Raw genomic sequence first — 12,674 nt, 5'->3', positions numbered from 1 at the left:
AAAGGTTCCTGACAGGAAACTTACGATGCCTTTAAATCTGCTGAAATTTGCGTTGGCGAAGCAGCATCCAGAACCGGCGATGTTCCGCCATCGCGATCGCCTCAAATCAAATTACGATGCTGTCATCATTGGTGCAGGCGGACACGGGCTGGCAGCTGCTTATTATCTGGCGCGAGATTACGGCATGACCGATATAGCCGTTCTTGAAAAAGGTTATCTTGGCGGCGGGAATACGGGACGCAACACGACGATTATTCGCTCCAACTATCTCACCCCAGAGGGCGTAAAGTTTTACGATGAATCGGTGCGACTCTGGCAAGATTTAGCGCAGGATTTCGATTTAAATTTGTTTTATTCCACGCGGGGACATTTCACGCTAGCTCATACTGACTCTGCAATCCGAACGATGCGCTGGCGGGCTGAGGTGAATAAGCATTTCGGCATTGAGAGCGAATTAGTCGAGCCGAATCAAATTAAAAAAGCTTGCCCACACATGGATTTGACGTGTGGTGGTAAGGCTCCTGTAATGGGCGCACTATATCACGCACCTGGGAGTATTGCCCGTCACGATGCTGTGGCGTGGGGTTACGGTCGCGGCGCAGATCGGCGGGGGGTCGAGATCCACCAGCAAACCGAAGTCTTGGGAATAAGTGTTGAATCGGGCAAAGTGACGGGAGTACAGACCACCAAAGGGACGATTTCTACACCACGGGTACTGTGTGCGGTTGCTGGATTTACACCGCGCCTGTTGCAAATGGTAGGACTGCGATCGCCCTTGTACGTGCATCCACTCCAAGCAATGGTCAGCGAACCAATGAAACCCTGGCTCGACCCAATAATTGTTTCGGGTAGCCTGCATGTCTATGTCAGTCAAACCGCACGCGGTGAGTTAGTCATGGGAGCCTCTCTCGATCCGTATGAATTACATTCCACGCGATCGACCCTAGATTTTGCGGAAGGGCTAGCAGCGCATATGCTCGAACTGTTTCCGTTCCTCTCTCACGTTAAGATCGTGCGGCAATGGGCAGGTATGGCAGATATGACTCCTGATTTTGCACCAATTATGGGGAAAACTGCGATCGCGGGGTTTTATCTCGATGCTGGGTGGGGGACTTGGGGCTTTAAGGCAACTCCGGTGTGTGGCAAAACGATGGCGTACACCGTGGCAAGCGATCGCAGTCACGAATTAATTGCCAAATTCTCGCTCGATCGATTCAAAAATTATGCGTTGGTGGGTGAAAAGGGTGCAGCATCAGTGGGGCATTAACGATGAAAATGATGACCTGTCCGATTAACGGAGCAAGACCTATTTCTGAGTTTATCTGTGGCGGGGAAGTCCGCTCTATGCCCGATCCGCGAACAGTTGATGACCAAACTTGGGCAGAGTACGTATTTAATCGCACTAGCGTACCGGGAATTCAACAGGAGTGGTGGTGTCATACGCCAAGTCATACCTGGTTTATTGCAGAACGCAATACGCTGACCGATGAGGTCTTGCGGACTTATTTGTACGACAAGGAGGGAGTTGGATGAGCCAATCTAGTTTAGATAAGACTCGATCCCCCCAACCCCCCTTGAAAAGGGGGGCATTGTTCCCCTCTTTTCAATGTTGGTGGAGCGTTTGGCTCAGTCTTTTAAAGGAACTTTTAAAAATGAAAGCATTGTTCCCCCCTTTTGAAGGGGGGCTAGGGGGGATCTTCGAGGATCGATCGCTTTTAACCCAACCTATTGCCCTATGAGCAATCGCCTACCACCCATCTCCGGTGAATGGATCGATCGCAGTCAGCGAATTGACTTTACCTTTGAAGGAAATCGCTTTTGGGGTTATGCCGGAGACACGATCGCGAGTGCGTTATGGGCTGCCGGACAACGAGTGTTGGGACGCAGTTTCAAATACCATCGTCCGCGCGGAATTTTGAGTCTGGCAAGTCACGATATTAATGCTCTGATGCAAAATGGTCAGCAGCTCAACGTGAGAGCCGATATTACGCCATTAGAAGCGGGAATGTCGCTCTATGCGGTGAATACAAATGGTGGGGTGATGGGCGATTGCCACAGCATTTTAGATTTTTTCTCCCCTCTGCTCCCAGTCGGGTTTTATTACAAAGCCTTTCATCACAAACGGCTGTTCCCCTTCTGGGAACGCACGATCCGCAATTTGAGCGGATTAGGCAAAGTCGATGTTGCCACACCCCACATTCGCACGGCAAAGCAGTATGACTTCTGCGACGTGCTAGTCATTGGCGCAGGCGTGGCGGGATTGTCAGCAGCGTTAGCCGCAGCCGATGCGGGGGCAAATGTGGCGATCGTAGATGAAAATGCACGGGCAGGCGGTTCTGGTGCATGGATGATGCAGACGAACGAACTCGTAGAAGCAGTTAAAAACTGCGATCGCATCCGTCTCTACACCGAAACGGTAGCCGCTGCCTATTATGCCGATAACTGGATTCCACTGGTCGATCGAGAACGTCTGACTAAAATGCGAGCAAAGACGGTCATTATGGCAAATGGGGCATACGAACAGCCTGCCGTGTTTCGCAATAACGATTCACCAGGAGTGATGTTAGCTTCTGCCGCACAACGATTAATTTATCGCTATGCCGTCAAACCGATGCAACGAGCGGTGGTATTGACGGCAAATAGTGATGGTTATCAGGCTGCTTTAGATTTAGCCAAGCATGGCATTGAGGTGAAGGCGATCGCGGATTTACGTCCGACTTACACGACTAACCCAACAACTCAAGCTTTACAAGCGCTCGGTATTCCCATTTTTACCAGTCATTGCATTTATGCAGCTAAAACGAATCCAGCCAGCGATGGCGTTTCGGGTGCAGTCATTTGTCCGCTTGATGCCAACGGCAAACCGCAGACAGAATTCAAACAAGCGATCGCCTGCGATGGGATTATGATGAGTGTCGGCTGGGCAGGTGCAGCAAATTTACTCTACCAAGCTGGAACGAAAATGCGCTTCGATGACAGCTTGCAGCAGTTCGTTCCCGATCGCTTACCTGCGGGTGTGTTTGCCTGCGGACGGGTGAATGGCGTGTACGAGTTCGATCGTAAGTTACTCGATGGTCGTCGGGCTGGATTAGAGGCGGCTGCTTTTCTAGGATTGACAAAACCCGTCGATTGTGCTGTTACACCCAGCTCAGAATCCCCCTCGCATCCGTGGGCGATCGTGGAACATCCAGCAGGTAAGAACTTTGTCGATTTTGATGAAGATCTTCAATTCAAGGATTTTCCCAACGCCATTCAGGAAGGATTTGACAATATTGAATTGCTCAAAAGATTTACCACTGTAGGCATGGGACCGAGTCAGGGTAAGCATTCCAATATGAATGCATTGCGCATTTTGGCACGCATTACAGGTAAATCTCCTGCTGAAGTCGGTACGACCACGGCTCGACCGTTCTTTCATCCGGTTCCCTTATCGCACTTAGCCGGACGGGGCTTTACTCCAGAGCGTTACACTCCTTTACACAGTCGTCATGCTGCCTTGGGCGCTGAGTTCATGCTGGCAGGAGCTTGGCGACGACCCGAATATTACACCCGACCTGGAAAGAGCCGCGAAGATTGCATTCGGGCTGAAGTCATAGCCGTGCGGACTCGCGTAGGGGCGATCGATGTTGGGACGTTAGGAAAATTAGAATTGCGCGGGGCGGATGCTGCCGAGTTTTTAGAGCGAGTTTACACCGGACGCTACGGCAAATTGAAACTGGGGATGTCGCGCTATGCACTGATGCTAGACGAGACAGGCGTAATTATTGACGATGGTGTCATGGCGCGACTGGGAACCGAGCATTTTTATTTCACGACGACGACTTCCGGTGCAGCGACGATTTACCGAGAACTATCGCGGCTGAATACAATGTGGGGCTTAGATTGCGGCTTGGTCAATTTAACTGGGGCGCGATCGGCAATTAATCTTGCTGGAATTTATGCCCGCGATGTCTTGGCGCAGCTAACGGATTGCGATCTTTCCAGTGCTGCTTTTCCCTATCTAGCAGTACGAGAAGCATTGGTGGCTGGAATTGAAGCAATTTTAATCCGAGTTGGTTTTGTGGGCGAGTGGGGTTACGAAATTCACGTTGCGGCTGAGTCGGCTGCGGCTATTTGGGATGCTCTGTTCGCCGCAGGTAAGACTTACGGTATTGCACCCTTTGGCGTGGAAGCACAGCGGCTTTTGCGGTTGGAAAAAGGACATTTGATTGTCGGTCAAGATACCGATGCTTTGACAACTCCGAGGGAGGCTAATCTAGGGTGGGCGGTTAAATTGGATAAGCCGTTTTTTATCGGTCAGCGCAGCCTGCAAGCCATTGCCAAGCAAGCGATCGCCCAAAAGTTAGTTGGTTTTACGCTCGACCCCAACTTTCAGGGTACAGCACCGCAAGAGTGTCATTTGATTATCGATCGCGGTGAAATTGCAGGTCGCGTTACGAGTATTGCTTTTAGTCCCGTTTTAAAGCGGTATATTGGACTCGCCTACGTTAAACCAGAACTAGCAGCGATCGGCGATCGCATTTCAATTCGTCTATCCGATGGTGCGATCGTCACGGCAACAGTCAGTCCGACACCATTCTACGACCCTGAAAACCAACGCCAGCAAGAAACAGCACAACCCCAGGAGGCGATCGTATGAAGACTCCTTTACGTCTGAGTCCAATTCACGATTCACTCCAGTCGCTTAACGGTGCGTGGCGCGACATCAACGGTATGCCCTCCTTAGTCACGCTACCAGGCGATCGCCAGTCTGCCTCTGTGTTGGGAATTGCCGATTTGTCTTTTCTGACCCGCTTTGGCGTGAAAGGAGCAAATGCAGCCGAGTGGTTAGCCGATCGCGGACTGCCAATTCCCGATCGCCCGAATACTTGGCATTCCTTACCCGCAGGAGGGATCGTTGCTCGGTTGGGACTGACAGAATTTCTGATCGAAGATAGCCTCAACAGCGCGATCTCTCCCCAGTTAGCAACTACCTGTAAGTCTCCTCCTGCAAAAGTTTACCCAGTTTTACGGCAAGATCTGGCACTGGGGTTAGTAGGCGATCGCGTCAACGATCTTTTACGCCAAACCTGTAGTTTTAATTTTCAGGCATTATCGCTTAGCGATCGTCCAGTCGTTTTGACAAATGCGATTGGGGTAGCAGTGACAGTGATTCCAAGTGACGGCGATTACTATCGGATTTGGTGCGATCGCACGTTTGGCACGTATTTCTGGCAAACCCTGATTCAGATTGCTACAGAGTTGGGAGGTGGCGCGATCGGCACAGAATCATTTTTATGACAAAGCTACTGTATTCGTGGAATTTGAACAGATTGAGTCAACCTGGAGCCAAGCGGATGAATCTAGCAGAAGCCAAAACATTTCTCGAATCGCATCAAGTCAAGTTCGTTCTGGCGCAATTTGTCGATATTCACGGGGTTGCCAAAACGAAAGCCGTACCCGTGACTCATTTTGAAGATATTTTGCATCCAGGAGCCGGATTCGCTGGATTTGCAGTGTGGGGATTGGGTATGGAGCCGCACAGTCCAGATTACATGGCAGTTGGAGATCTCTCAACCCTATCGCTCGTCCCCTGGATGCCAGGATTTGCCCGAATTGCCTGTGTCGGTCATGTTAAAGGTGAACCTTACCCCTACGACGCTCGTTATATCTTGATGCAGCAGTTCGAGCGGTTGCAGCAGCGAGGCTGGACGCTCAATACCGGAGTTGAGCCAGAATTTGCTTTACTCCGTAAAGACGAACGAGGACAGATTCACCCGTTTGATGCTACCGATACCTTAGAGAAACCCTGCTATGACTTTCGCGGCTTGTCGCGCAGTGCGGTTTTTCTGGAAAAACTCGTCACCCACCTGCAAGCGGCTGGCTTTGACATCTATCAAATTGACCACGAAGATGCTAACGGGCAGTTTGAGATCAACTACACTTACACCGACTGCCTTACGACCGCCGATCGCTACATCTTTTTCAAAATGGCAGCGTCAGAAATTGCTAAAGAACTGGGACTAATTTGCTCGTTCATGCCGAAACCGTTTGCCAACCGCACGGGGACGGGAATGCACATTCATATGTCCTTAAGCGATGGCAGCGCGAATCTGTTTGCTGACGAGGGCGACTCGCGCCATTTAGGACTCTCGAAACTGGCGTATCATTTTCTAGGTGGCTTACTCGCCCATGCAGGCGCACTCACTGCCATCTGCGCCCCAACAATCAATTCCTATAAGCGGCTCGTTGTGGGGCGATCGCTCAGCGGTGCAACTTGGGCACCAGCTTACATCACCTACGGCGACAACAATCGTTCTAGCATGGTACGGATTCCCAGCGGACGTTTAGAACTGCGCCTTGCCGATGGCTCCTGCAATCCTTATCTCGCTACTGCTGCCGCGATCGCTGCTGGATTAGATGGTATTGACAAAGAAATCGATCCTGGCGAACCCTATAACTTGAATTTGTACGAGCTATCTGAGGCAGACCTGAAAGACAAGGGTATCCGCACTTTACCCCAGAGTTTACACGAAGCGATCGCCGCATTGGAAGCGGATGAGGTCATCAAAGGTGCGTTGGGGGTGCTAGCAGACGAATTTATTAACTTGAAACGAATGGAATGGGTGGAATATATGCGTCATGTTTCGGAGTGGGAAGTGGAACGGTATTTGGAGTTTTTCTAAAAAAGTTTTTTTACAGGAGGCAATTGAGATCCCCCAACCCCCTTAAAAAGGGGGCATTTATTCCCCCCTTTTTAAGGGGGGTTAGGGGGGATCGAGATTCTGAATCTTCAAGTGCGTAACTCTCAAGTTCTTCCAATAATACAGATGTAGGTGCGATCGTGTGTGGAATTGTCGGACTACTGATTAAAAAACCAGAATGGCGAGAATCGCTCGGCGAACTCATGGTTCCCATGCTGATTGGCATGAGCGATCGCGGACCTGACTCTGCCGGACTGGCTGTATTTACTGCTACCCTGCCAGAGCCGCAGCGCAAATACAGCCTCTATTCAAAAGACAAATTCGATTGGGAAAGTTTGAGGCGATCGTTTCCAGCAGCTTTCGCGACTGTGCCTGAGATTCAAAGCAATGGCAATCGGGCAGTGCTAATTTCGGATCGAGAACCGGATCTTGTCAAGCAATGGCTCAAAGCTAAATATCCACAACTACACCTGCTGTCAACAGGTCGGACGATCGATCTCTACAAAGACACGGGAAAACCAGCGATGGTAGCCGATCGCTATAATTTCTCGGCGCTGAAAGGTTCCCACGCGATCGCCCATACGCGCATGGCAACAGAATCGGCAGTAACTCCCGATCGCGCGCACCCATTTACGGCGGGAGAAGATTTTTGCTTGGTACATAACGGTTCTCTTTCCAATCCCTATTCGATTCGTCGTCGTCTAGAACCGCTTGGGATTCATTTTGAAACTGACAACGACACGGAAGCAGCTTGTCGGTTTCTCGAATGGCGGATGCGGGAAGGGGACGATTTGGAAACTGCCATCAAACAAGGCTTTGTCGAGTTAGACGGCTTTTACACGTTTCTGATGGGAACAGCAGATAAACTCGCGCTCGTACGAGATGCCTTTGCTTGTAAACCTGCGGTGGTTGCTGAAACTGACGAGTATGTGGCGATAGCCTCTGAATTTCGCTCTCTAGCTCACCTACCAGATGTGAAAAACGCCCATCTCTACGAACCCGCACCAGAGGAGTTATACGTATGGACAGTTTGACGGCAAGCAGTACGACAACAGATAGTATAACCTTCGATCTCGCCCAAACCTCCTTACGCGAAATTAATCATTACCTGCATCACAACCTAGCTCGTGGCGAGAAAAAAATTCATATTCTCAACCCCGATGGGGCGCATAATATAGCTGTTGGACTGAATGCTCCAGTTGATGTCGAGATTCTCGGTCATGCAGGCTACTACGCGGCAAGCATGAACCAGCTAGCAAACGTGGCGATCGCCGGGAATGTGGGAACGGGTGTTGCAGAAAATATGATGTCCGGTCGAGTCCATGTCAAAGGCTTTGCCTCAGTTTCTGCTGGAGCCTCTGCCCACGGAGGGTTATTAATTATTGATGGTGATGCCAGTTTACGCTGCGGCATTTCGCTCAAAGGAGCAGATATTGTTGTCGGTGGTAGCGTCGGCAGCTTTGCCGCATTCATGGCACAGGCTGGACGAATTGTGGTCTGTGGGAATGCAGGGGAAGCATTGGGAGATTCACTTTACGAAGCTGTAATTTACGTGCGAGGCGAGATTAAATCGCTCGGTGCTGATGCTCAAATAGAATCCATGTCTGAAGCCGATTATGCAACGGTAGCCGAGCTATTGGCAAAAGCGGGTTTTTCATACAATCCCCAAGATTTCAAACGGGTTGCTTCCGCCAAGCAACTCTATCACTGGAATGCGGATGCAGTGGCTGGTGGCTAGTGGCTGGTGGAACCAGAATTGCTCCCTCTGCACCTAAAGCACCTGAAGTTTCCTTGTCCGCCTTGTTTTCCTTGTCTCCCTTGTCTTCCGACTTCTTCTTTTACCACTACTGTACGGGCGCACAGCTGTGCGCCCCTCCCCTACTCACTCCTCACTGTTATATGACTCAATCAATCTCGCGCGAAGAATCTTGGGGTTACGATCGCCGTATCCTCAATTACATTCAACACGCAGCGGCACACGGTCTTTACGAAATTCGCGGTTTGGGCGCAAAACGTCGGTTGCCACATTTTGACGATTTGGTGTTTCTGGGCGCGTCCATGTCCCGTTATCCTTTGGAAGGCTATCGGGAAAAATGCACTACCAAGACGATTCTCGGCACTCGCTACGCCACAAAACCGATTCAACTGGAGATTCCCATCACGATCGCGGGGATGAGTTTTGGTTCGCTGTCGGCTAACGTGAAGGAAGCCCTGGGACGTGCGGCAACCGCAGTCGGGACTTCTACCACAACTGGGGATGGTGGCATGACACCGGAGGAGCGGCTGTCTTCAAAAACCTTAATTTACCAATGCTTGCCTTCTCGCTACGGCTTCAACCCGGACGACGTGCGTAAAGCCGATGCGATCGAAATTGTTGTGGGTCAAGGGGCAAAACCAGGTGGTGGCGGGATGTTACTCGGACAGAAGATTAATCCTAGAGTTGCCCAAATGCGGACGCTGCCAGAAGGAGTCGATCAACGCTCTGCCTGTCGTCACCCCGATTGGACGGGTCCCGACGATTTAACGATCAAAATTCAGCAACTCCGCGAATTGACCGATTGGGAAAAACCGATTTTTGTCAAAGTGGGTGCAGCACGAACTTTCAACGATGTCAAGCTGGCGGTTCATGCTGGAGCGGATGTTGTAGTTGTTGATGGGATGCAAGGGGGGACTGCGGCGACACAGACAGTATTTATCGAACACGTCGGCATTCCTACGCTGGCAGCAGTGCGGCAGGCGGTGGATGCCCTAGAAGACATGAATATGAAAGGTGAGGTACAACTGATTGTTTCAGGTGGCATTCGCACGGGAGCCGATGTTGCCAAAGCGATCGCGATGGGTGCAGATGCTGTTTCCATCGGTCAAGCAATTTTGATGGCTTTGGGCTGCAATAGCGAAACTTACGTGCAAAATGGGACGCATTATTCGGCAATCGAAGACTACGCGGCGATCGGCACAGCACCAGGTTATTGCCACCACTGCCACACCGGAAAGTGTCCCGTAGGAGTGACAACCCAAGACGAAATTCTGGAAAAACGCTTAGAACCGGAAGTCGGCGCTCGGCGAGTCAAAAACTATCTGCAAACCCTGAATATGGAATTAACTACGATCGCCCGTGCTTGCGGTAAGCAAAACGTGCATCACTTAGAACGGGAAGATCTAGTCGCGCTAACGATCGAAGCTGCTGCTATGGCACGTCTTCCCCTGGCAGGGACTGACTGGATTCCTGGCGTTCAACCAATGTAATCTTTGGCTAAAAGCCCTCATTGTCCAGCCACAATTGCAGGCATCAACACTGTATCAATCGCGTGAATCGTGCCGTTATCAGTCACGATATCAGTTTTGAGGATGCTGGCATCATTGACTTTGACTGTACCGTTAGCTGACTCAATTGCTAAGACTGACCCTTCAACTGTCTCTACTTCGTCAATTTGTGCCAAATCATCAGATCTCACGTCGCCAAAAGCAACATGATAAGTCACAATTTTTTTCAGTTTAGGCAGATCTTGCAGCAGCGAATCTAAAGTTCCCTCTGGCAGTTTGGCGAAGGCTTCGTCAGTTGGGGCAAAAATTGTAAAAATGCCAGGACTCGCAAGAGTTTCTTTTAGTTCAAGCGCATCAACAGCCTTTACCAAAGTTGTGAAGTTTCCCGCGTTGGCAGCAGTTTCTAAAAGGTCAGCCATGAGGTAATGCAACTTTATTTATGTAGTGTTACAAGATACTTATAAATGGGCTGGGCAGCGTGTAGCTTCTATCAAGAGAGAGGTTGCTAGAAACTAGTTAAGATGTTTTGAACGGTAATTGACGAACTCCACGCTATGCGATCGCTCTTTTGTGGCACGGGGACGAAGTAATGTTGCACGGCTTCTGCAAGCTAGAAGGCTATGCTACTGTGAGTTCTGTAGAGTGTCGAAACACGCTCTTCGTTGCTAAAATTTAGATAATTTATTGAAATTAGAGCATCACTTCAGTTTGCCATACTGTGTTTAGAAAAGTCTGGTTATTTTTGCTTCTATTCGTAGTTGGAGCGATCGCTTTTACTGGTTGCATGACGGCTAGACAGCTAGAACCTGGAGTTGTCACCATCACTCTTAGCGGTTGGAGTAATCTCAATGAAAAACAACTGCTGCAAAAGGTTTTGAGAGATTTTGAAGCCAAACATCCACGCATCAAAGTGAAATATGATGCGATCGCTGATGAATATATGGATGTGATGAAGACTAGATTGATTGGCGAAACAGCCGCAGATGTATTTTATTTAGAAGCTTTTGCTGCTCCCGAAATTATGCTGCCTGGGGTATTAGAGCCGCTAAATAGTTATATTTCTGAAAAGTTCGATTTAGCAGATTTTTATCCTCAATTTCTTCAGGTATTTCAAAAAGAACAAATAATCTACGGTTTACCTAAAGATTATTCTACTCTTACCCTATTTTATAATAAAAAAGCTTTTGAGTCTGTAGGTCTATCTCAACCACCTCAAACTTGGGAGCAATTGCGAGAATATGCTGAAAAATTAACAGTCGATCGCGATCGGAATGGCAGAATCGATCGATATGGTTTTGCTTTAGTTCCAGAACTTGCCCGTCAAGTTTTTATTATCGAAGCCTTTGGAGGAAAGTTAATCGACGCGAATGGAAATGTTACATTTGCCGAGCCAGAGAGTTTAAAAGGGCTACAATTACTAGTAGATTTATATCGTTTAGATAAATCGGCAGCTCAACCTTCTGATGTTGGTACAAATTCAGCAGGTGAAATGTTTGGTCAAGAAAAGGTCGCAATGGCGATCGATGGTCCTTGGTTAATTCCTTATTTGAAAGAGACCTTTCCTCAGCTTGAATATGCCACTGCTGAAGTCCCAACTATTAACCAGAAAAAAGGCACGATGGCTTATACAGTTGCTTATGTAATGAATCAAAAATCGAAATATAAAACAGCAGCATGGGAATTAATCTCTTACTTAACTGGACAAGAGGGAATGCAAGCCTGGACGAGACAAGGTTCTGTATTTCCTACCCGTAAATCTGTAACCGATGCCCTACAATACGATCGCCATTCTCTTTATTCACCTTTTATTGCCGGAGCTGAATATGCTACTATTTGGCAGTTGAATGAAGATTTACCGATTATTCTCAATAATTTTAACAATCAATTTGTTAGTGCCATAATCGGTCAGCAAAGTTTAGCATCAGCAATGAAAAGAGCGCAGCAAACCGCTAATCAAGAAATAGCTTTATCAAAGTAAAGTAGAAATTACAGTGAGAGAGCATCGTGTTTTAAAAAATCAACCTCAGTCAAAAGCTGCCTTGGCTGGATATATTTTCATGGTTCCTACAATTATCATTTTAGGATTATTTGTACTTTTGCCTATTCTGATTGCTTTAGTTCTGGCTTTTTATAAAATTCAGATTTTAGGAGAATTTACCTACAGATTCAACGGCTTCAAAAACTTTACTCGTCTTCTCAATGACGATCGCGTGTGGATTGCTCTAAGAAATACGGTTGAATACGTGGCGATCGTCGTACCAATTCAAACTATAATTGCTCTCGGCTTGGCTTTAATTCTCAATGCTAACCTCAAAGGTAAAAATTGGTTTAGAATTATTTTTTTTATGCCGACAGTGACTTCCTCGGCAGTATTAACGATAATATTTTTGTGGATGTATAATTCAAATGGTTTAATAAACAGCGTTCTGGCTTTTTTAGGTTTGCCAACTTATAACTGGATTGGCGATCCAAATGTTGCCTTAAAAGCAATTACAATCATGAATATTTGGTCAACAGCACCTTTATTTATGGTGATTTATCTAGCTGCTTTACAAGATATTCCTGAAAGCCTTTACGAAGCAGCGGCAATTGATGGAGCAAGTTGGTGGGATAAATTATTTTATATTACTCTACCAAGCTTAAAATCAGTCACATTTTTTGTGGTTGTGATGGGCATTGTTGGTACGTTTCAATCTCATCAAGGGTAGATTCCCCGTGGCTTGTCAC

At 48.2% G+C, this 12,674-nt stretch carries 10 protein-coding genes and 1 pseudogene; 10 read left to right on the top strand and 1 reads right to left on the bottom strand.

Going from position 1 to position 12,674, the window contains the following annotated elements; genetic code table 11:
* Nucleotides 1-25: 25 nt before the first annotated feature.
* The 8 genes from QH73_RS26220 (at nt 26) to QH73_RS26185 (ending at nt 9,929) form a co-directional block, all read left to right on the top strand.
* Nucleotides 26-1,267 carry an FAD-dependent oxidoreductase gene (locus QH73_RS26220; protein WP_039713768.1) on the top strand — a complete coding sequence of 414 codons (1,242 nt, stop codon included), beginning with the start codon at nt 26-28 and terminating at the stop codon, nt 1,265-1,267.
* Between the two features lie 2 nt (nt 1,268-1,269).
* Nucleotides 1,270-1,533, top strand: a complete 264-nt coding sequence (locus QH73_RS26215) for a sarcosine oxidase subunit delta (RefSeq protein ID WP_039713769.1) — start codon at nt 1,270-1,272, stop codon at nt 1,531-1,533.
* A 202-nt stretch (nt 1,534-1,735) separates the two neighbouring features.
* Complete coding sequence (locus QH73_RS26210; RefSeq protein ID WP_039713770.1) at nt 1,736-4,639, top strand: 2Fe-2S iron-sulfur cluster-binding protein; 2,904 nt, start codon at nt 1,736-1,738, stop codon at nt 4,637-4,639.
* A complete protein-coding gene (locus QH73_RS26205; protein WP_039713771.1) occupies nt 4,636-5,280 on the top strand; it encodes a methylglutamate dehydrogenase in 645 nt (214 codons plus the stop codon). The genes QH73_RS26210 and QH73_RS26205 overlap by 4 nt, the downstream gene beginning before the upstream one ends.
* Complete coding sequence (gene glnT, locus QH73_RS26200; protein WP_236147183.1) at nt 5,277-6,665, top strand: type III glutamate--ammonia ligase; 1,389 nt, start codon at nt 5,277-5,279, stop codon at nt 6,663-6,665. Before QH73_RS26205 ends, glnT begins: the two co-directional genes overlap by 4 nt.
* Nucleotides 6,666-6,823: 158 nt before the next feature.
* Nucleotides 6,824-7,717, top strand: coding sequence for a class II glutamine amidotransferase (locus QH73_RS29265; RefSeq protein WP_039713772.1), 894 nt, complete (start codon nt 6,824-6,826; stop codon nt 7,715-7,717).
* Complete coding sequence (locus QH73_RS26190) at nt 7,705-8,421, top strand: GltB/FmdC/FwdC-like GXGXG domain-containing protein (RefSeq protein ID WP_039713773.1); 717 nt, start codon at nt 7,705-7,707, stop codon at nt 8,419-8,421. The genes QH73_RS29265 and QH73_RS26190 overlap by 13 nt, the downstream gene beginning before the upstream one ends.
* Nucleotides 8,421-9,929: an FMN-binding glutamate synthase family protein gene (locus QH73_RS26185; RefSeq protein ID WP_309476536.1), complete on the top strand. Its 1,509-nt coding sequence runs from the start codon at nt 8,421-8,423 to the stop codon at nt 9,927-9,929. Before QH73_RS26190 ends, QH73_RS26185 begins: the two co-directional genes overlap by 1 nt.
* Before the next feature lie 17 nt (nt 9,930-9,946).
* Here the strand turns inward: QH73_RS26185 and QH73_RS26180 are convergent, their stop codons facing one another.
* On the bottom strand, nt 9,947-10,366 hold the full coding sequence (locus QH73_RS26180; RefSeq protein ID WP_039713775.1) for a fasciclin domain-containing protein: 420 nt from the start codon (nt 10,364-10,366) through the stop codon (nt 9,947-9,949).
* 299 nt (nt 10,367-10,665) lie between these two features.
* Here QH73_RS26180 and QH73_RS26175 point away from each other — a divergent pair, with 299 nt between their 5' ends.
* On the top strand, nt 10,666-11,925 hold the full coding sequence (locus QH73_RS26175) for an ABC transporter substrate-binding protein (protein WP_039713776.1): 1,260 nt from the start codon (nt 10,666-10,668) through the stop codon (nt 11,923-11,925).
* A gap of 79 nt (nt 11,926-12,004) precedes the next feature.
* Nucleotides 12,005-12,640 (top strand): annotated as a pseudogene (locus QH73_RS26170) (carbohydrate ABC transporter permease); the annotation flags it as partial.
* Nucleotides 12,641-12,674: the final 34 nt, after the last annotated feature.

Source organism: Scytonema millei VB511283 (assembly GCF_000817735.3).
Taxonomy (GTDB): Bacteria; Cyanobacteriota; Cyanobacteriia; order Cyanobacteriales; family Chroococcidiopsidaceae; genus Chroococcidiopsis; species Chroococcidiopsis millei_B.
Note: the sequence above shows the minus strand (reverse complement) of the source record. Positions and strands in the feature narration are given on the sequence as shown.

Excerpts from the sequence above, each read along its gene's own strand:
- QH73_RS26220 (WP_039713768.1), top strand. The coding sequence starts at position 26 with ATGCCTTTAAATCTGCTGAAATTTGCGTTGGCGAAGCAGCATCCAGAA.
- QH73_RS26215 (WP_039713769.1), top strand. The coding sequence starts at position 1,270 with ATGAAAATGATGACCTGTCCGATTAACGGAGCAAGACCTATTTCTGAG.
- QH73_RS26210 (WP_039713770.1), top strand. The coding sequence starts at position 1,736 with ATGAGCAATCGCCTACCACCCATCTCCGGTGAATGGATCGATCGCAGT.
- QH73_RS26205 (WP_039713771.1), top strand. The coding sequence starts at position 4,636 with ATGAAGACTCCTTTACGTCTGAGTCCAATTCACGATTCACTCCAGTCG.
- glnT (WP_236147183.1), top strand. The coding sequence starts at position 5,277 with ATGACAAAGCTACTGTATTCGTGGAATTTGAACAGATTGAGTCAACCT.
- QH73_RS26190 (WP_039713773.1), top strand. The coding sequence starts at position 7,705 with ATGGACAGTTTGACGGCAAGCAGTACGACAACAGATAGTATAACCTTC.
- QH73_RS26180 (WP_039713775.1), bottom strand. The coding sequence starts at position 10,366 with ATGGCTGACCTTTTAGAAACTGCTGCCAACGCGGGAAACTTCACAACT.